The sequence below is a fragment of the Rhizobium leguminosarum genome, from assembly GCF_002953715.1.
GTDB classification, from domain to species: Bacteria; Pseudomonadota; Alphaproteobacteria; order Rhizobiales; family Rhizobiaceae; genus Rhizobium; species Rhizobium leguminosarum_V.
Genome location: NZ_CP025013.1, coordinates 953,953 through 976,357 on the forward strand (window position 1 = coordinate 953,953; position 22,405 = coordinate 976,357).

The following is a 22,405-nucleotide window of genomic DNA, read 5'->3' on the forward strand; positions in this document are numbered from 1 at the left end:
TGTCAGATGCACAAATGAAGAGCAGACTTCCGCCTGTGGTCGATTTGGCCGCAAGGATAGGGGAGGGCATTCATGAGCGTACGAAATCCGTCTCCCTCGTTATACAACGAGGATCTTGCACCCGCCGAGGAGCGTAAATGGGGTGCATTCAGCATCTTTAACGTCTGGACATCAGACGTCCACAGCCTGTGGGGCTATTATCTGGCGGCGAGCCTGTTCCTGCTGTGCGGCAGCTTCGTCAATTTCGTCATCGCCATCGGCATCGGATCTCTGGTCATCTTCATTTTGATGAGCCTGGTCGGCAATGCCGGCGTGCGCACCGGCGTACCGTTTCCGGTTCTGGCGCGCGCCTCCTTCGGCACGTTCGGGGCGAACGTGCCGGCACTCGTCCGAGCGGTGGTCGCCTGCTTCTGGTACGGGGCGCAGACCGCCGCCGCATCCGGCGCCATCGTTGCCTTGCTGATCCGCAACGACGGCCTGCTTGCCTTTCACCAGAACAGCCACTTCCTCGGCCACTCGACGCTCGAGGTCATCTGCTACGTCATCGTCTGGGCGCTGCAGTTGCTGATCATTCAGCGCGGGATGGAAACGGTTCGCAAGTTCCAGGATTGGGCCGGTCCGGCCGTCTGGATCATGATGCTGGTGCTTGCGGTCTATCTGGTCGCCAAATCAGGCACCTTCTCCTTCGGGTCCGAAATCCCGCGAGACGTGCTGATCGAAAAGACCAAGGATGCGGGCGTGCCAGGTGAGCCCGGTTCGATTGCAGCGCTAGCTGCCGTGGCCGCCACCTGGATCACCTATTTCGCTGCACTTTACCTGAACTTCTGCGATTTTTCGCGCTACGCAACGAATGAAAAGGCGCTCAGGAAAGGCAACCTCTGGGGGCTTCCGATCAACCTCCTGGCGTTCTGCCTCGTCGCAGGTGTTACGACCACCGCCGCCTTTACGGTCTACGGAGAGGTGCTGCTGCATCCGGAACAGATATCGGCGAAATTCGACAGCTGGTTCCTGGCGTTGCTGGCCGCGCTGACATTCGCGATCGCAACGCTCGGCATCAACGTCGTGGCGAACTTCGTGTCGCCGGCCTTCGACTTCGCCAATGTCTTCCCGCGCCAGATCAACTTCAAACGCGGGGGATATATCGCCGCCCTGATCGCCCTCGTGCTTTACCCGTTTGCTCCCTGGGAGACGGGTGCGGCGCATTTCGTCAATTTCATCGGATCGACGATGGGGCCGATCTTCGGCATCATGATGGTGGACTACTATCTCATCCGGAGAAGCCAGCTGAACGTCGAAGCGCTCTACCATGAGAATGGCGAGTTCCGGTTCCAGAGCGGATGGCACGGCAATGCCTTCATCGCATTTGCGGTGGGCGTGCTGTTCTCCTCGATCCTGCCGACCTTCACCACCATCCTGCCGGACTGGTGGGGAACCTACGGCTGGTTCTTCGGCGTCGCCATCGGCGGGGCGATCTATTTCGTCTTGAGAATGGGCGCGCGGCGCAAGCCGGCCTTCGCGTCATGACCGAATGAAAGGCGCCCGGCAATCGCCGGGCGCCTTTTGATGTTGGATTTCCTGTTGCCGCCTGTTTCAGCGGCGTGCGGCAACCGCGTGCACGGCTGCACGAGCCGTTGGCTGCGCCATCGTTCTCGTCGTCGAGCGAAGGGCTGAGGAGTGGCTGGAGGCCACATCATCGAGCTTGAATTGGGCGATGAGTTCGCGAAGCTTCTGGGCTTCCTGCGCGAGCGAATCGGATGCCGCCGTCGACTGTTGCACCATGGTTGCGTTCTGTTGCGTGGTCTGGTCCATCCGGTTGACCGCGACGTTGACTTCGCTGAGGCCGATGGACTGCTCCTTCGCTGAGGTGGCGATCGAATCCATATGGTGATTGATCTGGGTGATGAAGCCGCCGATGGTCTTCAAGGCCTGGCCGGTATCGCGCACCAGCTTGACCCCGCCTTCCACCTCCTTCGAGGAGTTTTGGATCAGGCCCTTGATTTCCTTGGCAGCACTTGCCGAGCGCTGGGCGAGTTCGCGCACTTCCTGGGCGACGACGGCGAAGCCCTTGCCGGCCTCGCCGGCTCTTGCCGCTTCCACGCCGGCATTGAGGGCGAGAAGGTTGGTCTGGAACGCAATTTCGTCGATGACGCTGATGATGTTGGAAATCTGCTGCGACGACGTCTCGATACGTTCCATCGCCTCTTCGGCGTGGGAAACGACTTCCGCGGAGACCCCGGCACTGCGATTTGCCTCCGTGGCCACCGTGCGCGTCTCCTCGGTTCGCTTGCTGGAGTTCGACACGTTCGCCGTGATCTCCTCCAGTGCGGCCGCCGTCTCTTCGAGCGAAGCTGCCTGCTGCTCCGTGCGCTTTGCAAGATCGCTCGCCCCGGAAGAAATTTCCCGCGTGCCTTCGTCGATCGTGCCGATGCTGTCGGAAATTGCTCTCAGTGTCGCGCCGAGTTGGGTGACGGACTGGTTGAAGTCATGGCGAAGCGCCTCGAAGTCGGGCGCGAAGGCTTCGTTGAGCTGGAAGGCGAGATCGCCTCCGGCCAGCCGCTTCAAACCGGCGGCGAGACCCGAGGTGGCAATGCGCAGCCGCTCCGAGGCGTCAGCTTCTGCCTGCTGCTGGGCGGCAAGGCGATCGGCCTCCGCCCTGTTGCGGTTTTCGTCGGCTTCGATTGCCATCCGCTTGTTGGTGATCGCGGCCTGGCGGAAGATCTCCACCGCCCCCGCCATCGATCCGATTTCGTCGGCGCGGTCGGCATACGGAATCTCTGAACCGGTGTCTCCTTCGGCCAGCCGTCGCATCGAGGAGGTGATGCCGGTAATCGGATTGGCGATGCCAGTCAGCACGAAGACGACGGCGCCGAGAACGAGCAATCCCGCAAAGCCGATCGCGGCAAATAGCTCGAATTCTATCGAGGCGAAGGTCTCCTTGCTGAGTTCGGCGGCCTTGTTGCTGCCGCTGACGTTCAGTTCGACCAGGGCCGCAGTAGCTTCCTTGAGTTTATCCGAATAAGAGCGCATCTCTCCACCCAGATATTGCCCGGCTTCCTCGGTCTTGTTGGCCCGGGAAAGGACGAGCAGCTGCGAGCTGCTGGCGATGTAGCCACCAACGCTCTCCTTGATCGTCTTGATCAGTTCGCGCTCGTGGTCGGACGAAGCCAGCAGAAGATAGGCGTCCGCCGCTTTGCCAACTGCATCCTCGGCGACTCTAATGGCCTCTTCGCGCGTTTTCTTTTCTGCATCCGACTGCGCGATGATGTGATCACGGTAGGCGAGGCGCAAATTCGTCATGGCGAGATTGATCGCCTGCGACGCCTGCACGCTCGGCAGCCAGTTGGTCGCAATTTCTTCGGTGGAGCCGTTCGTATTTCGAAGACCGTCGACCGCGAGATAAGCGACAAGCCCGAAAAGAAGAGCTATACCACTGAAAATCAACAGCAAACTCGATTTTATGTTTGGACGACGCATCGAAAATCCCCATCGAACGTCCGGCTTCATACCGGCTTGGCCGAGGACTTTTGTATCGAAAAAAATTTAACGATTTGTTCCATATGTAAAAACGCCGTTTACCAGTTTTCCCGAAAGCCATCGCCGTTTCCGCGCTCAGGCTCCCGATGAAGGCGCCTGGTCGGCTTCGCGCCGACGCGGTGATGCATGTTTTACGAAATAGCATTATGATCGGTTGAGCGCCTGACCGGCGGAGGGGCTGGCTGCGGATATGTGATCCGTGCGGAATGGAGGACGACGGGATTTGGAACGGCTGAAGGATCTGAATAGTGCTCTCGCGCCTGCTGGTGGCGGTTCCACATCGCCTCCGTATGAACGGCCGGGCGTCGTGGCTGCCGCTGTTTACCAGCATGGGCAACGCATTCGCGACATCAGGATAGAAGAGGCCGGCGAATGGCGAAGCCGGGAGAATGCCATCGTCTGGATCGGCCTGCACGAGCCGGATGAAGTGCTGCTGCATCAGGTCCAGGCCGAGTTCAATCTCCATGCCCTGGCGATCGAGGACGCGGCACAGCCGCACCAGCGCCCGAAGCTGGAGATTTACGGGGACGCGATGTTCATCGTCGCCCGGACCGCCCATATGAAGGATGACGAAATCATCTTCGGCGAAACGCATTTGTTCGTCGGTCGCGGTTATGTCGTCTCCGTTCGCCACGGGGACTCGTCCTCCTACCTCGCGGTGCGGCAGCGATGCGAGGCGACGCCGGCAGCACTTGCCCACGGCGAGAATTATATTCTCTATTCCATCCTCGATTTCATCGTCGACAACTACATGCCTGTCATCGAGGTCGTGCAGGAGGAGGTCGAGAAGCTCGAGGATCTCGTGCTGCGCGAACAGCTGGAAAAATCCGACATCGAGCGGCTTTACCTGCTGCGGCGCAAGCTGCTGCGGCTGCGCAATGCCGTGGTGCCGCTCGTGGACGTCTGTCGGCGGTACGAGCATATCGATCTTCCCGGCATGGATCCGACGCTGCAGTCGCTGTTTCGCGATGTGACCGATCACGTGCGCCGGGTTCAGGAAGATATCGATGCGTTGCGCGAGGTCCTTGCCTTCGCCTTCGAGGCCAGCGTGATGATCGGCCAGACGGAGCAGACGGCGATCGCCCGCAAGCTCGCCGCCTGGGCGGCAATCCTCGCGGTTCCCACCGCGATCGCCGGCATCTACGGGATGAACTTCAGCGATATGCCGGAACTGAAAACCCAGTACGGTTATTTCGTCGTGCTTGGCGTCATTGTCACCTTGTGCCTGGGCCTCTTCGGTTTCTTCCGTCGGAAGAAGTGGCTCTAGATATGGGGCGCGGAGGACATGTACGGGCTATGCGGGAAACCGGTTCGCGAGGCGCGTCAGCACAGAGCGTTTAGCAGTCGATCCCGATGCCTTCTGATATAGTCGATATCGCTCAAATACAGCCGTGCGTCTCCTGCAACCACGTCCTCCACGAATGTCTCATCTCCGGCCGCGGCATTTGCCAGCATGAAATCGACGAGCGCCTGAAGCCGCCGGCAGATCATCTCGGGGAGCTGGAGCCGATCTTCTCCTGTCGCCCCATATGCCGTGCAGAAGATTTCCGCCCGGCGCAGCTGTTCGTCGAGACCGAAGGTCACGTGCGGATTGGCGGGATCGGAAAGCGGCGCCCAGCGATAAACCGAATAGGCCAGATCCCATATGCGCGGCGCGGGATGGGCGGTGTCGAAATCAATGATCCCGACAGCCGCATGGTCTGCCGTGGCGACGTTATAGGGCGCGTAATCTCCGTGGCATACGATCTCGTACGGTTCCTGCGGCGGCAGCATCCAAGTCTGGACCTCGCGATCCGATTCCAGAAAGCCTTGAGATGCCGAATGAAAATTGCGCAGAAGATTGGCCGCGGAAAGCAGCATGCGCTCCGATCCGACAAACTGGTCGCTCAAGTCTTCGCAGACACGCCCGGCGACATAACTGACGACTTCCTGGTTCCCGGTTATTTCAATGGGATCAGGCGCTCCCGGAAAGCCTCTGCCTCTCAGATGGCCCAAGAACCGGTGCACCGTCGGCGTCCACGCGCCGGAAGGCCTGATCACGGTATCGCCGTCACGCCAGATCTGCCCGGCTCGTCCGCCCTCCAACAATTTCATTTTCCGGTCTCCAGACGTCCTCTATGCGAATTTCAGTTTTTCGAGATGGGCCTGAACCGTCGCGCCAAGGTTTGTCTCATGGCAGGTCCGGTAGAACGCCACCACGTCGGAAGGCATTCCTTCGGGGATGGGGACGAAGTCCTCAAGCCGCAGGCCGCTTGAACTGCCGAGTTGCGGATCGGCCAGCTGGCTCTCGCTCAAACTGCCGGCACGATCGGCCAGGGCTTGGAAATAGGCGAGGTTCTCATCCACCGCCGAAGGGGAGTACGTCCGGCCATGCGCTGGGATGATCAGTCTCGCATCCAGGTCACGTATCCGCTCAAGCGAGGAACGGATAAGGCGGAGATCATCAGCACTTTTGCTCCAGACTTCGGGAACGGGATACTCCACCGCGTCGACGGCCAGGCAGATGCGAAGTTCGGGAATCCATACGGCGATATGGTCGGGCGTGTGTCCCGGCGTATGAATGAGTTCCAGCGTCAGATCGCCGCCGTTGAGGGTCATCGAGCCTGTGAACGCGATATCGGGACCGATGAGGTCGACATTCCGAAACCTCGAATCCTGGCTCGCCTTGTCCCTCAGGACCTCGCGTGTGGAAGGGTCGCGTAAACGGTCAAGTGCGGCGGCATGCGCGATAATCGGAGCGCGCCCCGCAACGGCGGCATTTCCCCAGAAATGATCCCAATCCATGTGCGAATTGATGACGATCAGCGGGCGAGCTTTCATCTGTTCCTCGAGCAGGTCCAGCGCCGTCAGGCAGAGTTCCGGCGTTCCGAGCGTATCGATCAGCACATTAAACCTTTCGGTCCGGACAAACATCGCATCAACCTCATCCCCCGCCCTGACGATCACGATTCGATCATCGAGTTCGGGATATGAACACAATTCCACCGATGGATTCACGTCTGGTTGCCTTTATTTCAATCGCAGTGATTTCATTCGGATACATCAAGACTCGTTCGGGCGCCTGATCTTTCAGAACGGTGCGGGGCGGCGGGGCTTCCCGTCCAATTTGACTTCCGCTCTACCGGAACATGTACATCCCAACGTCTCATCACGCTGTTCGCCACCGCGACCGGGCATATCACCATGACGCTGGGTTTCGAGCGGCCAAGGCTCTTCGGCGTCCACTGTGTTTCGAGCGGGACCGCACATCGCGGAACCAGAATCTTCAGGTTGGGCTCCAGGACGTCCCATTGCTGCTGCCCCCTGGCGTTCTCGTGCGAAATGAAGCGCCTGGCCTCCTCGCGAATTTCGAACAGGCCATGCGTGTGCTCCGTGGAACGATCGGTCTCGATGCTCCAGGAGGCCAGGCATAACGCACAAGCCGACAGGGCGGTGCTCAAGAGTATCGATCGAAGCAATGGTGCGCCGTCAGCAGCCAAGTGGGTCACCCTCCGGGGAAGTGAAAGACTACCGAAATGCGGCACGCACTTTCAAGGTATCTCTGCAGCGCGAGCGCCTTTGAACGCCTCTTATCGATCCCGCGTCAATGCGGCCGACAATGTCCAGCGCATCGTGATTGGCAGTTTTGGTGGAACAACCTCCGCCAAGAAAAGTTTGCCTCTAAAGCAACTCGAGGCGGCGGACGATGTCATTTTCTGCGAACCAGGGTGTGTTGAGCACCCCACCCCGGATCTATTATGTCAATCCACTCCTTCTTCAGGGTATCGATGCGTGGCGCGAGGTTTTCGACCATGCGGCGGATACGGGTTTCGACCGTGTGCTGACGGCGCCTCTTTTCGATAGGGGCGGGGAGCGCAGCGTCTTTGCTTCCCAGGATCTGAATTGCCTCGATCCTCAACTGTCGCTCGGAAGCGCAGTCAAGGATGGGGTGGGACGCCTGGCAGAGGCTGCCGGCAAGAGCGGTGTCGCCTTGATGATGGACCTGATGCTCGACGGTAAGGCCCGGGATGCGAAGGCGGGCTTTCACCCTGTCGATCCGAGGCGCTCGCCGTTGGACCCGGCGGAACCGATGACTGCGATGGGGGCGGAGCCTCAATCCAGGCTGTTGGAAGAATGGACCGAACGGCTGCGAGAATTGGCCGGCCTCGGTCTCTCCGGCTACCGGGCGCTCGGGATCGATCGCATTGCGCCGGCGGTTTTCAAATCGCTGATTTCGGCGGTGCGCGAGAAGGCGGACGTCCATTTTTTCGCCTGGACGCCCGGCACTGATTTTGGCGCCAGGGCCGCGGTCAAGGACACAGGCTTCGACGGATGTTTTTCATCGATGGCCTGGTGGGATTTTGATGAGAGATGGTTCATCGAAGAACACCGCGTCCAGACGCAGCTTGGCTGGCAGATCGCTTTTCCGGAGCCGCCCTTCGCCAGGCGGATCGCCAACGGAACCGAGAGTCGCGAAATCCTCGAACGGCGCGCCATAAGGGCACTGCGCCTGGCTGCCTCACTCGGCGGCGGCCTGATGGTTCCGATGGGCTTCGAATATGGCGCATCCGCGCCGCTCGATCCGACCCATGGGAATGGAACCGGCTTGCGGGGGCTGCGCCATGATCCTACTTTCGATATCTCCTCCGAAATTCGCCTTGCGAACACCGAGATCGGCAAGAAACGCCATGCGCCGACCTCATCGCTGCGGCTCATTCGCAACGCCAACGGACCGGTCTCAGCGCTGCTGCAGGCTGAGGTAGAAGACCTTCGTAGCACTGAGAATGTGCGGTTCATCCTGCTCAACAGGGACCTTCGGAAAAGTGCGCCCGCTCCGGTGACCGCACTGCGCGAAGCGGCCTCCGGTTTTCTTCCCGCCGCAGCCGACGGCACGGCTCTGCGGCTGCGGGCAGGGGAGACCCTGGTGGTCGAAGGCAAGGCGCCGGCGCCGATCACATCCCGGCCGATCCTCGACGTCGCGCAGGCGATAGCATCACCGCGGCTCGCCATCGAAAACATCACGCCGCGGGTCGACGGCGGGCGCTTTCCCGTCAAGCGGGTGGTCGGCGACATCCTCACCGTCGAGGCGGATATATTCGCCGACGGCCACGACCCGATCGCCGCGGTCCTGCTCTGGCGGCCGCTCGATGCGGCGGACTGGAACGAGACGGAGATGCAATTGGTCGAAAACGACCGCTGGCGCGCCGAATTCCTGCTGGAGCGCATTGGACGTTATGAATTTGCCGTCGAGGCATGGAAGAACCCGTTTGCGATTTTCCGCTACGAACTGACGAAGAAGAACGATGCCAGGTTGGATCTGAAGCTCGAACTCCAGGAGGGATTGCACCTCATCCGCTCGGCTGAGGTGCATGCCGGCGCAACGCTCAATGCCGAATTGAAGGCCCTCGGCGACAGTCTCGAAAGGGCGCCCGATGCCGAGCGCGCGGCGATCCTGCTCGATGCTGGAACATCCGAATTGATGAACAAGGTGGACAGGCGGCCATTTCGGCTTCGCTCGACGGCAAGCGCCGTCGATGCCGAACGCAAAGAGGCTGCCTTTGCCAGCTGGTACCAGATCTTCCCGCGCTCGCAGAGCGGCGATCCGGACCGACACGGCACTTTCGACGACGTCATCTCGCGACTGCCCGCCATCCGCGACATGGGCTTCGACGTGCTCTATTTCCCGCCGATTCATCCGATCGGTTCGACCAACCGGAAAGGCCGCAACAACAGCCTGAATGCCGGGCCGGGCGACCCTGGAAGCCCCTATGCCATCGGCTCCGGGGATGGCGGCCATGACGCCATCCATCCCGAGCTCGGCGAGTTCGAGGATTTCCGCCGGCTGGTCGAGGCGGCAGGGCGGCATGGCCTGGAGATCGCTCTCGACCTTGCGATCCAGGCGTCGCCGGATCACCCCTGGCTGAAGGAGCATCCCGGCTGGTTCGACTGGCGTCCCGACGGCACGATCAAATATGCCGAAAACCCGCCGAAGAAATACGAGGACATCGTCAACGTCGATTTCTACACGAAAGATGCCCTGCCTTCGCTGTGGGTGGAGCTCAGGGATATCGTGCAGCTTTGGGTGGACCAGGGCGTCAAGCTGTTTCGCGTCGACAATCCGCACACGAAGCCCTTTCCGTTCTGGGAGTGGCTGATCGGCGATATCAGGGCCCGTCATCCCGACGTCGTCTTCCTGTCGGAAGCCTTCACCAAGCCGAAGGTGATGTACCGGCTGGCAAAGATCGGCTTCTCCCAGTCCTACACCTACTTCACCTGGCGCAATGCCAAGTGGGAGCTCGAGCAATATATGCGGGAGCTGACCGAGACGGCGCCGAAAGAATTCTTCCGCCCGCATTTCTTCGTCAACACGCATGATATCAATCCGGATTTCCTGCAGAACGCGCCGCGCCCGGCCTTCCTGATCCGCGCAGCGCTTGCCGCCACTCTTTCGGGATTGTGGGGCGTCTATAATGGTTTCGAACTTTGCGAGGGGCGTCCTGATGCCAAGCGCAAGGAATATGCCGACAGCGAGAAGTACGAAATCCGCGCCTGGGACTACGACAGGCCGGGCAATATCATTGCCGAAATCAGGACGCTCAACCGCATCCGGACCGAAAACACCGCGTTGCATTCGCATCTCGGGCTGACGCTGCTGAACGCGCGGAATGACAATATCCTGTTTTTCGAGAAGGCAAGCCGCGCCCGCGACAACGTCCTGCTGATCGCCATTAGCCTCGACCCCCACAATTTCCAGCAAAGCGACGTCGAGCTGCCGCTCTGGCAGTGGTCGCTCGGAGACGGCGGCACGCTGGATGCCGAAGATCTGATCGGCGGGCATCGTTTCAAGTGGACCGGCAAATGGCAGAGCATCGGGCTCAATCCTGAGGTCCTGCCCTATGCGATCTGGCGTATTCGCTCAAGGGAGGCATGAATGGACACGATGAATGCAGATAGCGCGCCGCAGCCGTTCTGGTACAAGGATGCGATCATCTACCAGCTGCACATCAAGTCGTTCTACGATGCCAATGGCGACGGGGTCGGCGACTTCGCCGGCCTGCACCAGAAGCTCGATCACATCGCAGCCCTCGGCGTCAATGCCATCTGGCTCCTGCCCTTCTTTCCTTCTCCGCGCCGAGACGACGGCTACGACATCGCCGACTACGGCAATGTCAGCCCCGATTATGGGACGATGGAGGATTTCCGAGCCTTCGTCGACGCCGCCCACCAGCGCAATATTCGCGTCATCATCGAGCTCGTCATCAACCACACCTCCGATCAGCATCCCTGGTTCCAGCGCGCCCGCCAGGCGCCGGCGGGATCGCCGGAGCGCGACTTCTACGTCTGGTCGGATACCGATCAGAAGTTTCCGGAAACGCGCATTATTTTCATCGATACGGAAAAATCCAACTGGACATGGGACGCGGTCGCCGGCGCCTATTACTGGCACCGCTTCTATTCCCATCAACCCGACCTGAATTTCGATAGCCCTCTTGTCATGGAGGAATTGCTGAGGGTGATGCGCTTCTGGCTGGAAACCGGCATCGACGGTTTTCGTCTCGATGCGATCCCCTACCTTGTCGAGCGCGAGGGGACGATCAACGAAAACCTGCCGGAAACCCACGTGATCCTCAAACGCATACGCGCCGCGCTCGATGCCACTCATCCCGGCGTGATGCTGCTTGCCGAGGCCAATCAATGGCCGGAAGACACGCGCGAATATTTCGGAGAGGGCGACGAATGCCACATGGCCTTCCACTTCCCGCTGATGCCGCGCATGTATATGGCGATCGCCAAGGAGGATCGGTTTCCAATCACCGACATCCTGCGCCAGACGCCGGAGATTCCAGACAATTGCCAATGGGCGATCTTCCTTCGCAACCACGACGAGCTGACGCTCGAAATGGTGACCGACGCCGAGCGGGATTATCTCTGGGAGACCTATGCATCAGACAAACGTGCCCGCATCAATCTCGGCATAAGGCGGCGCTTGGCGCCATTGATGGAGCGCGACCGCCGGCGGATCGAGCTGATGAACGCGCTTCTTCTCTCGATGCCGGGAACGCCGGTGATCTATTACGGTGACGAGATCGGCATGGGCGACAATATCTATCTCGGCGACCGGGATGGGGTGAGGACGCCGATGCAATGGTCTCCGGACCGCAATGGCGGTTTCTCCAGGGCAGACCCGGCGCGTCTCGTCCTGCCGCCCGTCGCCGACCCGCTCTACGGTTTCGAGGCCGTCAACGTCGAGGCGCAGAGCACGGACGCGCATTCGCTGCTCAACTGGACGCGCAGAATGTTGGCGTTGCGCGGCAGGCATCCCGCCTTCGGACGTGGCACGCTGCGGTTCCTTTCACCGGAAAATCGCAAGATCCTTGCCTATCTCAGGGAGTATGAAGGTGAGGTCTTGCTTTGTGTTGCAAGTCTGTCGCGGCTGCCCCAGGCCGTCGAACTCGACTTGTCGAGCTTCGAGGGGCGCATTCCCATTGAACTGACCGGCATGTCGCCGTTTCCGCCGATCGGCCAGTTGACCTATCTGCTGACCTTGCCGCCCTACGGTTTCTTCTGGTTCCAACTGACGGCTGATGCCGATCCGCCGGCGTGGCGCACCGCACCGCCGGAACAGCTTCCCGATCTGTTGACGATGGTCATCCGGCGTAGCCTGCTCGACCTCGTGGATGAACCGGGTCATGCACGCATCCTGAGCGGCGAAATCCTGCCCGCCTATCTCTCCAAGCGGCGATGGTTCGGGGCAAAGGACCAGGCGGTTCAGGCCGCCCGACTGATCTCGGCGACGCCAATCCCATTCGCCGACGGCGTCGTCCTCGGCGAATTGGAGGTCGTGTTGCCGAACCACAGCGAATCCTACCAACTGCCGCTCGCGGTCGCCTGGGACGATGCGCACCCTTCCGCGCTTGCCCAGCAGCTTGCGCTTGGAAGGATTCGCCAAGGTAGACGCGTCGGTTTCCTCACAGACGGATTTGCCGTGGAGGCAATGGCGCGCGGCGTTCTGCACGGACTTCGCGACCGCTCGCGCACCACCGGCCGGACCGGCACGCTCGAATTCCTTGGGACAGAACTGCTCGACAGTCTCGATATTTCAGGCGAGCTGCCGGTGCATTGGCTATCGGCTGAACAGTCCAACAGCTCGCTGCTCGTCGGCGACGTAGCGATGATCAAACTGATCAGACACATCTTCCCGGGCATCCATCCGGAAGTCGAGATGACGCGCTATCTCACCCGCGCTGGCTATGACCACACGGCGCCGCTGCTCGGCGAGGTCGCGCATACCGATTCCAGCGGACGCCGTTCCACATTGATCATCGTCCAGGGCGCGATCCGCAATCAGGGCGACGCCTGGAACTGGATGCTGAACAATCTACGCCGTGGGGCCGACGAACTGGTGCTGAACGATCCGGCGGTCCAACCAGACGACGACGTCTTCCGGTCGCTGATCAGTTTCGTCGCGATGGTGGGTCTCAGGCTCGGCGAATTGCATGTCGTGCTCGCTGCGAAGACCGGGGACGAGGCCTTCAGCCCGGTGGTATCGGGCGACAGTGAGGTCGAAGCGATGAAGAAAGCCGTTTCCGGCGAGGTCGCCTATGCCATGTCGAAGCTTGACGAACGCGAGCAGAATGCCGACCCCGCAATCGACCTGCTCGCAGCGCCGCTTCTCGAGCGTCGTTCCGAACTCGCGGAGCTCGCCGGGATGCTGGCGGAGAGCGCCCGCCATACGCTGATGACACGCACGCACGGCGATTTCCATCTTGGCCAGATCCTTGTCAGCGAGGGTGATGCCGTCATCATCGACTTCGAGGGCGAGCCCGCGAAAAACCTGACGGAGCGTCGCGCCAAGACAAACCCGCTGCGCGATGTCGCCGGGCTTTTGAGATCGCTGAGCTATCTCGTGGCCACCGCCCAGCTCGATAACGATGCGGTCATCGAACACGACAACGAGGTCCGCCGCGAGGCGATCGCCCGCTTCGGGCGCAATGCCGAGGAGGCCTTTCTCGATGCCTATTCGCAGGCGGTTTCCGTATCGAAGGAGCTTGACATGCCAGCCAATCAAAGACGTAGGGTTCTCGATGCCTTTCTTCTCGAAAAGGCCGCCTACGAGATCGCCTATGAAGCCCGCAACAGACCGAAATGGCTTCCGATCCCGCTATCTGGCTTTACCGAAATCGTATCGCGTCTGACGGGGGTCAAGGCATGAATGTTGAGCGCTCGGAACTCCTGGCGGGCATCGGACAGGATGCGCTATGGGCCTTGATCGAGGGGCGCCACGGCGATCCCTTTTCGATCCTCGGTCCCCACCAAAGCGGCGGCATGACGATCGTGCGGGTGTATCTGCCCGGCGCCGAAGCGGTCGATCTCATCGATGCGACGAGCGGCCGGGTGGTGGCGCCGTTCAGCATCGCCCACCCGTCCGGCCTGTTTGCGGCGGCGGCGGCCTCGAGGACGGGATACCGGCTGCGGATCACATGGCCGGATGCAATCCAAATCACCGAGGATCCCTACAGTTTCGGCCTGCTGCTCGGGGAGCTCGACCTCCATCTGATATCGGAGGGTACCCACTATAGTCTGAGCCGGACACTCGGCGCGGTGGCAATGGCGATCGACGGGATATCAGGCGTTCGTTTCGCCGTGTGGGCTCCTAATGCGCGCCGCGTCTCGGTTGTCGGCGACTTCAACGCCTGGGATGGGCGGCGAAACCCGATGCGGCTGAGACCGTCGGCGGGCGTCTGGGAGCTGTTCGTCCCCCGGCTGGCCCCCGGCGAAAGATATAAGTTCGAGATCGTTGATGCGCGGGGGACCTGCTTGCCGCAGAAGGCCGATCCGGTCGCGAGGGCGAGCGAGGCCGCTCCGTCCACCGCCTCCATCGTCGCATCGTCGACGCCGTTTCGATGGACCGATGACGGTTGGATGAAGGGCCGGCCCCGCCAAGACAGGCTGGAGGGCGCGTTCTCCGTCTATGAGGTGCACGCCGGCTCCTGGCTTCGCGACCAAAAGGACGGCAACAGGTCGCTCGACTGGGTCGAACTCAGCCAGCGACTGGTTCCCTATGCCAGCGACATGGGCTTTACTCATATCGAGCTGCTGCCGATCATGGAGTATCCGTTCGGTGGGTCCTGGGGCTATCAGCCACTCGGGCTGTTTGCCCCGACCGGCCGATATGGGACGCCCGAGGATTTCTCTTACTTCGTCGACCGGTGCCATGGCGCCGGGCTCGGTGTCATCCTCGACTGGGTGCCGGCCCATTTTCCCACAGACGTCTGGGGGCTCGCCCGCTTCGACGGCAGCGCGCTCTACGAGCACGAAGATCCGCGCGAAGGCTTTCACCGCGACTGGAACACGCTGATCTACAATCTCGGCCGCAACGAGGTGAAAGGGTTCCTGATCGCCAGCGCGCTGGAATGGCTAGAGCGCTACCATATCGACGGTTTGCGGGTCGACGCCGTGGCCTCGATGCTTTACCGCGACTACAGCCGCAACGAGGGAGAATGGATTCCCAACCAATATGGCGGTCGCGAGAACCTGGAAGCGGTCGAATTCTTCAAGCACCTGAACAGCATCATTCACGAGCGCTGCCCGCACGCGATGACGATCGCCGAGGAATCGACGGCCTGGCCCGGCGTGACGAAGCCGCCCGAGCAGGGGGGGCTGGGGTTCGATATCAAATGGAACATGGGCTGGATGCATGACAGCCTGAGCTACATCGAGAAGGATCCGATTTACCGGAGCTACGCCCATGGCACGATGACCTTCGGCATGCTCTATGCCTATTCCGAGCGCTTCATTCTGCCGATTTCACATGACGAGGTCGTCTACGGAAAGGGCTCGCTGCTGACGAAGATGCCGGGCGACGAATGGCAAAAATTCGCCAATCTGCGCAGCTATCTCGCCTTCATGTGGGGTCATCCCGGCAAGAAGCTCTTGTTCATGGGGAGCGAAGTCGCCCAGCCGGGCGAGTGGAACCATGATGGTTCGGTGACCTGGGATGTGCTGGACCGGCCTCAGCATGTGGGGATTCAGCGGCTGGTGAGGGATCTGAACAGCCTTTACGGGCAAGAGCCGGCATTGCAATTCGGCGACTTTCATCCCGAGGGCTTCGAATGGGCAGCAGCCGACGACGCCGTCAATTCCGTCCTCGGGATGCTGCGTTATGCACCCGATCGCGCTTCGTCGATCCTGGTCATGTCGAATTTCACGCCGGTGCCGCGTTACGGCTACAGGGTCGGTGTGCCCAGCGACGGTGTGTGGATCGAGAAGATGACGACGGATGCACCGGAATATGGCGGCTCGGGCCTGGTCAACGGCGCGGTGTCGACTGAACCCGTGCCCGCCCATGGCAGGCCCGTCTCGCTGTCGCTGACGCTGCCGCCGCTGTCGACGATCTTTCTGCAGGGGCCGTCGCCTTGAGCGGTTGCAGCCCGTTGCCGCTTCATTCGATGTGCGGAGCCGGATGAATGAAAGGCCAAGGGCTCGCCTCGGATCCCTTCTCGATGGGAACCTCGATGAGAACGGGTTCATCGAGAGATAGGGCTTTCTCGAGCGCGTCTTTCAATTCGCCGGGGCCCGTCACCTTGAATGCGCGAATGCCGAAGCTCTCGCCCAGCGCGACAAAGTCTGGGTTGGTGAGTTCCGAGCCAAGATAACGGCCTTCATACGCCTGCTTCTGGTCACGCAGTACGTTGCCATAGGCCGAATTGTTGAAGACGATGGCGATGACATTGATCTTATGCTGGACGGCGGTGGCAAGTTCCTGAACGCCGAACATGAAGCCGCCATCGCCGGAAACAGAAACCACTGCTTTGTCGGGATTGGCTATTTTTACGCCCAAGGCCGTGTTGAAGCCGAAACCCAGATTGTCCTGATAACCGCATGTGACGTACTGACGAGGGGCATAGACCGGGAATGCAAATCGGGCGGTAAAGCCCATCTGGCAGATTTCCTCGACGAAGAAGCCGTCCCTCGGGAGGGCTTCGCGGATGGCATCGAGATAGGCGAGCTGCGGCTGCACTGCCGAGAAGCGAGACCTGGCCTGTTTGTTGAGCTCGGCAAATTCGCGCGTGCGGTCCGTGCGGCTGGAACCTGCCAGGGCATCGAGAAGAGCCTGCGTTCCAGCTTTGGCATCGGCGACTACCCCAACGTTCGGCTTGAGACGGACCATCTCGGTCGGATCGATATCGATGCGGATCACCTTGAGATGCTTGGGAAGCCACTTCCATCGCATGAATTGCAATTCGAGGCGGCTACCCACGCCGATCAGAACATCGGTGTTCTTCCAATATTCGTAGGCGGCGACGAAATTGAGGTAGTTCGGGTGGTCGTCGGCGACGATGCCCTTGCCGGAGCGATGGGACGTGACGGGCGACTGCAGCAATTCCGCAAGAGCAGCGATCTCTTCTCCAGCATCCACCGCGCCGCCACCAATCATGATCATCGGATTCCTGGCGCCTGATATCAGTGCCGCTGCGGCAGCGATCTCATCAGGGTTTACGGCCGGATGAGACGCTGTCATGCCGACCGGCAGATCGATTTCAGGGCCGGACTGTCCAAACACGTCCCACGGGGTTTCGACCGCTCCCGGACCCTGGCGGCCGGAGAGCATTTTGGCGACGACCTCGGCCATGACAGGGCCGGTTTCGGACTGGTGATTGATCCGCTCCGCCGTCTTTGTGATTCCGCGCATCGTGGCGAGTTGATCCGGTAATTCGTGCAACTGCCCTCTGCCTTGACCGATCAAGTGGGACATGATGTTGCCGGTGATGCACAGCACCGGGGCATTGGCGCCATAAGCGGTGCAGAGAGCCGCGCCGGAATTGAGGACGCCTGGGCCTGGAACGACGGTATAGGCGCCGATCTGGCCGGTGGATTTGGCATAGCCATAGGCCATGTAACCGGCGCCCTGCTCGTGCCTGGTGTGAATGAACCGAATTTTGTCACCGGCACCGTAGAGAGCATCGTTGAAATCATACATGTGGGCGCCCGGGATGCCGAATACGGTATCGATCCCATGGGCGACGAGTGAACGGGTCATTGCCTGACCGGTCGTTTCTTTCCTGCTCATCCGGAGGCTCCAATGGCTTGAATTCGGTCAGGCGACCGTCGGCGATTTCAGGCAGCCTTCGGCTCTGAGCGCCGCGACGATGGCGCCGGCATCGGCCGGCTGCATGCCCGCAAGGTTCATACGCCCGGAATCCGCCATGTAGATGCCGTGGCTCGCTCTGAGCGCCACTGCCGTTTCCCTGGACATGGAGAGATTGGAGAACAGACCGCGTTGCCGGCTTATGAAGGCCAGATCAGGGGAGGCGGCGGCCAGCGCCGCACGATTGCCGTTGACGCGCAGGCACATCTCTTCAAGCTCAGCGCGCCACATGGCCGACATCTCTTCGCTCTCGAGAATGGTCCTGACGATTGCGGCTCCATGATCGGGCGGCATGGACCAGTTCACGCGGGCAAGTGCCGCCATGTTGCTTTCGACCTTCCCGATGTCATCGACATTGCGGGTCATGACATAGAGCGCTCCGACGCGCTCGCGATAGAGGCCGAAATTCTTGTCGCAGGAATAGGCGATCAGCGCCTCATCGACCGCGTCGAGGATCATGCGCGTTGGCGCGGCGTCCTGTTCGAGACCGTCGCCAAGGCCCTGATAGGCGAGATCGATGAACGGCACCAGCCTATGCGCAACAAGAAGCTCGGTGATCCGCCGCCACTGTTCCATGGTAAAATCGATACCGGTCGGATTATGGCAGCAACCGTGAAGGAGCACGACGTCGCCTTCCCGAGCAGAAGACAAGGCGTCGACCACGCTTTCGAATTTCACTTGCTGCGACATCAGGTCAACGAAAGCGTACTCCTTTACCGGCAGGCGCGCCGAGCTAAAGATCGGCGCGTGATTTGGCCAGCTTGGCGTTCCGAGCAGAACCTTCGCCGATGGATTTGCCGCTTGGATGAGCTCAGCACCGAGACGCAGGGCGCCGCTTCCACCGGGTGTCTGAATGCCGACAAGGCGTTGATTAAACTTTGGCGATTTTCCGAAGATGATCGGTTGCAGGAGGCGCACGAATTGCAGATCACCTTCCGGGCCAAGATATTTCTTGCTGTCCTGGGTCTCGAGGAGAAACTGCTCCGCTGCCTTCACGGCACGCATCACCGGCGTGCGTCCCATAGTGTCACGATAAACCCCGACGCCGAGGTCGATCTTGCCGGGGCGATCGTCGGCCCGGAAGGCCTTGATGAGTGCAAGCAGGCTGTCGGCTGGTCGGCTGTTCAGTTCGTCAAACACAAGTCCACCTCGTTTCCGTAACTCTAACTCGGAGACTAACTGAACTTTCGCGGCGAATTTCTGCGATTATCTCCCCGTAATGGCGCATCCATGCAGACAATCGGCGCAGCATGGCTATAATGTGCAGAAATTCCCCGTCTCGGTGTGGTAGTCATGCTTGATCAGTTCGATATCAAATTGCTCGCCGCTCTCCAGCAAAACAGCGAGGTGACGCAGAGCGAACTGTCTCAGAAGGTCAATCTCTCCGCGACCCAATGCGCGCGCCGTTTGGAAAGGCTGCGCAATGAGCAATATATCCAGAGCGTCGTGGCCATCCTCAATCCCGTGAAACTGGGTTTCACGGTCGTTGCTCATACTCTTGTCAGCTTGAGAGCACATACCGAAGGCGGAAACGAGCAGCTTCATCGCTTTATCGAGACCGCGCCGGAGATTCTGGAGTGCTATTCGCAGACCGGCGACGCCGACTTTCTGATGAAGGTCATGACGCGTGACCTCGAACATCTCAGCCAGTTTCTCGAAAGAATGATCCGGGTCACCGACAATCTGGCATCGGTGAAGTCAAGCATCGTCCTCAAGACACTGAAAAAGACGACCGCTTTGCCTCTGCAGATCGTGACGTGATAGCCGCTCTCACCTGAGATAATGGATATGCGGGCGTGAGTGATAGGGTGAGGCTTCGATGCGGGCCTCGACGGAGAAGACGTCCCGCAGAAGGTCTTCGCTCAATACGTCCTGCGGCGCGCCGGAGGCGGCGATCCTGCCATGCTGCATGATGATCAGCTGGTCGCAGAACATGGCGGCATGATTGAGATCGTGCAAGGCGACGATGCTGGTGATCGGCAGACCGGAGACGAGCCGCATCAGGCCGATCTGGTGCTGGATATCGAGATGGTTTGTCGGCTCGTCGAGGATCAGCTCCTGGGGCGACTGGGCGAGCGCCCTTGCGATATGGGTGCGCTGCTTTTCGCCGCCCGACAGGCTCTGCCAGCGATCGTCGCGCTTCTCCGCCATGCCGGAGCGCGCGAGCGCACTTTCGACCGCTTCCTCGTCGGCTTTCGTCCAGCCTGAAAACATCGACCGGTGCGGGAACCGGCCGAGCTTGACGACGTCGACGACCCTGAGATTGGCATTTGTCGTGGCGTGCTGCTCGACGAAGGCGATGCGCCGGGCGATCGAGCGGCGGCTGATCGTGCCGATGTCGCTGCGGTCGAGCGTCACGCGGCCGGAATGCGGCCGCTTCAGGCCGGCGAGAAGCCGCAGGAGCGAGGTCTTGCCCGAGCCGTTCGGCCCGAGCAGGCCGAGCATCCTGCCGGGCGGCGCCTCCAGGGAAACGCCGTCGAGAATGGTCTTCCTGCCAATCTTCCAGATGAGGTTGTCGGCCTTGATGCTCATGATGCGCGCTGGAACCGGTAGAGGATGATCGAGAAGAAGGGGACGCCCACCAGGGCCGTGACAACGCCGATCGGCAGGATCTGGTTCGGAATGAGGGCGCGCGCGGCGATGTCGGCGAGCACCATGAAGATCGCCCCTGTTATGGCACAGGCCGGCAGGAGACGGACATGCAGCGGCCCGACGACAAAGCGGGCGACATGCGGCACGACGAGGCCGACGAAGCCGATCGACCCCACCATGCTGACGATCGTCGCCGTCATCATGGCCGTCAGTGCAAAGAGCGCCATCCTCGCGCGGCCGACATTGACGCCGAGCGAGGATGCTGCCTCGTCGCCGAAAGCGAAGGCGTCGAGCACGCGGGCGTAAAACAGGCAGCCGACGAGGCCGATACCGACAATGATCGAGACCAGCGCGAATTCCGGCCAGCGCACGCCGCCGAAGCTGCCGAGCAGCCAGAACATGACGTCGCGGGCTTGCTGCGCGTTGGCCGACGTCGTGACGATATAGGACGTCGTGGCATTGAAAAGCTGCGAAGCGGCGACACCGGCGAGGATGGTGCGATCGGCTCCGCCGCGCGTGCCGTTCGACAGGAGGGCGACGAAGAAAAAGGCCGCGAAGGCGCCGGCAAAGGCGCCGGCGGAAAGCGAGACCGCACCGGCGCCGACGCCCAAGATGACGATCGCGACGGCGCCGGAAGAGGCGCCGGCCGAGATGCCGAGAACATAGGGTTCGGCAAGCGGATTGCGCAGCAGCGACTGCATGATCGCGCCCGATAGCGCAAGGCCCGCACCGCAGAAGGCGGCAACGAGCGCCCGACTGAGACGATAATCCCAGATGACAGTCTCGTGGATGCGGTTCAGTTCGACCGCCGTCCATCCCAGCCGGTTGGTGACGGCCGAAAACGTGGTTGCAAGCGGGATCGGCAGGTCGCCGATCCCGACGCTGACGCCAATGGCGACAGCGATGAGGCAGAAAGAGGCCAGGAGCAGTGCGAGGACGGCTCCCAGCTGCCGGAAGATACGGCCCGCTTCCGTCACTTCAACAGACCGAGAGCCTTCAGCTGGCCGGCCACCTGCTCAGCGCCGTAGACCGTGCGGACAGTAGGGTTCATGGCCTGGCCGTCCATGATCACGATCGCCTTGTTCTTGACGGCAGGGATCTGGCTGACGGCCGGATCGGTGTTCAGGAAATTGATCTTGGCCTCCGGCTTGTCGAGCTCCCAACGGTTGCGGTCGAGACTGGCGACGACGATGACGTCGGGATTGGAGGCGATGATGCCTTCCCAGCCGAGCGTCGGCCATTCCGCTTCCGCTGATATCGCGTTGTGTCCGCCGAGCAGATCGGCGATGAAGCCGGACGCGCTGTTCTTGCCGCCGAGATAGGCGTCGGCCGACGGGCTTGGGCTGGAGAACCAGAAGACGTAGGAAAGGTTCTTGCCGTCCTTCGAAACGCTGGAGCGAAGCTTGGCTTCGCGCGCCTTGAAGTCGGCGATCAGCGCCTGGCCACGATCGGCGACGTCGAAAATCTCAGAGAGTTCGTCGATCTCCTTGTAGAGAAGATCCATGTTCCACAGCTCGGCGCGGCTGCCGTACTGGTCCTTGACGTCCTTGGTGCTGAGGCAGGTGCTGGGCGAGAGATAGGTCGCGACGCCGACCTTGTCGAAATCCTCGCGCTTGGCGACCTTGCTGTTCGGCCCGACCAGGCTCGGCAGAGCCGCCGCCACGAAGTCGGGATTTTCGGCGAGGATCGATTCGAAGGTCGGCATCTCGACGGTCAGAAGCTTGACCTTGGCGTTGGCTTCTGCGAGTTGCGGCAGAACCTTGCTCGGCCAAAAAGCCGTGCCGGCCATCTTGTCCTGAAGGCCGAGCAACAGCAGGATTTCAGCGCTGTTCTGGCCAAGGCCGATCGCTCGTTCGGGCGCCTTCTGGAAGGTCACCTGCGCGCCGCAGTTTTCCAGGGTCAGCGGGTAGGTCGTCGAACCGGCCAAAGACGGATTTGCGGCAAGGCCGATCATGGTTGAGAGGCCGCAGGCGGCCAGAAGCGATTTGAGGCTGGTCACGAAGAAATTCCCGGTGCGTGAATATATGCGGCCGGGGTATAGCCTCAGCAACCATCCGAAAACAAGACCAAATAAATCAACTTATCGCGAAATTGACAGCGCATTGCTGCGGGGGCAACGTGCCATCGCCGTCGAACTGCAGCCGCGTTCGC

The 22,405-nt window shown here is 60.9% G+C and carries 15 protein-coding genes; 6 read left to right on the top strand and 9 right to left on the bottom strand.

Annotated features, from left to right (window positions below; genetic code table 11):
• The first annotated feature begins 72 nt into the window (after window positions 1-72).
• Window positions 73-1,524 carry an NCS1 family nucleobase:cation symporter-1 gene (locus CUJ84_RS28910; RefSeq protein ID WP_105009040.1) on the top strand — a complete coding sequence of 484 codons (1,452 nt, stop codon included), beginning with the start codon at window positions 73-75 and terminating at the stop codon, window positions 1,522-1,524.
• Window positions 1,525-1,590: 66 nt separating this feature from the next.
• On the opposite strand, the gene CUJ84_RS28915 is transcribed toward CUJ84_RS28910, so the two are convergent.
• A complete protein-coding gene (locus CUJ84_RS28915) occupies window positions 1,591-3,474 on the bottom strand; it encodes a HAMP domain-containing methyl-accepting chemotaxis protein (protein WP_105009041.1) in 1,884 nt (627 codons plus the stop codon).
• Between the two features lie 283 nt (window positions 3,475-3,757).
• On the opposite strand from CUJ84_RS28915, the gene CUJ84_RS28920 reads away from it, so the two are divergent.
• Complete coding sequence (locus tag CUJ84_RS28920; protein ID WP_033183307.1) at window positions 3,758-4,801, top strand: magnesium and cobalt transport protein CorA; 1,044 nt, start codon at window positions 3,758-3,760, stop codon at window positions 4,799-4,801.
• A 56-nt stretch (window positions 4,802-4,857) separates the two neighbouring features.
• On the opposite strand, the gene CUJ84_RS28925 is transcribed toward CUJ84_RS28920, so the two are convergent.
• From CUJ84_RS28925 to CUJ84_RS39420, 3 genes are read right to left on the bottom strand one after another with little or no spacing between them, the layout of a single operon-like run.
• Window positions 4,858-5,628, bottom strand: a complete 771-nt coding sequence (locus CUJ84_RS28925) for a phosphotransferase enzyme family protein (protein WP_105009042.1) — start codon at window positions 5,626-5,628, stop codon at window positions 4,858-4,860.
• 21 nt (window positions 5,629-5,649) lie between these two features.
• Window positions 5,650-6,531: an MBL fold metallo-hydrolase gene (locus CUJ84_RS28930; protein ID WP_105009043.1), complete on the bottom strand. Its 882-nt coding sequence runs from the start codon at window positions 6,529-6,531 to the stop codon at window positions 5,650-5,652.
• Window positions 6,532-6,563: 32 nt separating this feature from the next.
• Window positions 6,564-6,992: a hypothetical protein gene (locus tag CUJ84_RS39420; protein ID WP_105009209.1), complete on the bottom strand. Its 429-nt coding sequence runs from the start codon at window positions 6,990-6,992 to the stop codon at window positions 6,564-6,566.
• A 227-nt stretch (window positions 6,993-7,219) separates the two neighbouring features.
• On the opposite strand from CUJ84_RS39420, the gene CUJ84_RS28940 reads away from it, so the two are divergent.
• From CUJ84_RS28940 to glgB, 3 genes are read left to right on the top strand one after another with little or no spacing between them, the layout of a single operon-like run.
• Window positions 7,220-10,444: an alpha-1,4-glucan--maltose-1-phosphate maltosyltransferase gene (locus CUJ84_RS28940; RefSeq protein ID WP_105009044.1), complete on the top strand. Its 3,225-nt coding sequence runs from the start codon at window positions 7,220-7,222 to the stop codon at window positions 10,442-10,444.
• Complete coding sequence (treS, locus tag CUJ84_RS28945; RefSeq protein ID WP_105009045.1) at window positions 10,445-13,726, top strand: maltose alpha-D-glucosyltransferase; 3,282 nt, start codon at window positions 10,445-10,447, stop codon at window positions 13,724-13,726. It abuts the gene before it with no gap.
• Window positions 13,723-15,933, top strand: coding sequence for a 1,4-alpha-glucan branching protein GlgB (gene glgB, locus CUJ84_RS28950; RefSeq protein WP_105009046.1), 2,211 nt, complete (start codon window positions 13,723-13,725; stop codon window positions 15,931-15,933). Before treS ends, glgB begins: the two co-directional genes overlap by 4 nt.
• Before the next feature lie 22 nt (window positions 15,934-15,955).
• On the opposite strand, the gene CUJ84_RS28955 is transcribed toward glgB, so the two are convergent.
• Together CUJ84_RS28955 and CUJ84_RS28960 are read right to left on the bottom strand one after the other, a co-directional pair.
• The gene (locus CUJ84_RS28955) at window positions 15,956-17,584 is read right to left on the bottom strand and encodes a thiamine pyrophosphate-dependent enzyme (RefSeq protein ID WP_105009047.1); all 1,629 of its coding nucleotides are present in this window, start codon (window positions 17,582-17,584) and stop codon (window positions 15,956-15,958) included.
• 27 nt (window positions 17,585-17,611) lie between these two features.
• Window positions 17,612-18,802 (bottom strand): amino acid aminotransferase, encoded by a 1,191-nt coding sequence (locus tag CUJ84_RS28960; RefSeq protein ID WP_105009048.1) that lies wholly within the window; start codon window positions 18,800-18,802, stop codon window positions 17,612-17,614.
• Window positions 18,803-18,955: 153 nt separating this feature from the next.
• Here CUJ84_RS28960 and CUJ84_RS28965 point away from each other — a divergent pair, with 153 nt between their 5' ends.
• Window positions 18,956-19,423: an Lrp/AsnC family transcriptional regulator gene (locus tag CUJ84_RS28965; RefSeq protein WP_018482443.1), complete on the top strand. Its 468-nt coding sequence runs from the start codon at window positions 18,956-18,958 to the stop codon at window positions 19,421-19,423.
• A gap of 9 nt (window positions 19,424-19,432) precedes the next feature.
• On the opposite strand, the gene CUJ84_RS28970 is transcribed toward CUJ84_RS28965, so the two are convergent.
• From CUJ84_RS28970 to CUJ84_RS28980, 3 genes are read right to left on the bottom strand one after another with little or no spacing between them, the layout of a single operon-like run.
• Entirely contained in the window at window positions 19,433-20,194 is a 762-nt protein-coding gene (locus CUJ84_RS28970; RefSeq protein WP_105009049.1) for an ABC transporter ATP-binding protein, read from the bottom strand.
• Window positions 20,191-21,231 (bottom strand): FecCD family ABC transporter permease, encoded by a 1,041-nt coding sequence (locus CUJ84_RS28975; RefSeq protein WP_105009050.1) that lies wholly within the window; start codon window positions 21,229-21,231, stop codon window positions 20,191-20,193. Before CUJ84_RS28975 ends, CUJ84_RS28970 begins: the two co-directional genes overlap by 4 nt.
• On the bottom strand, window positions 21,228-22,253 hold the full coding sequence (locus CUJ84_RS28980) for an ABC transporter substrate-binding protein (protein ID WP_105009051.1): 1,026 nt from the start codon (window positions 22,251-22,253) through the stop codon (window positions 21,228-21,230). Before CUJ84_RS28980 ends, CUJ84_RS28975 begins: the two co-directional genes overlap by 4 nt.
• Window positions 22,254-22,405 lie beyond the last annotated feature (152 nt).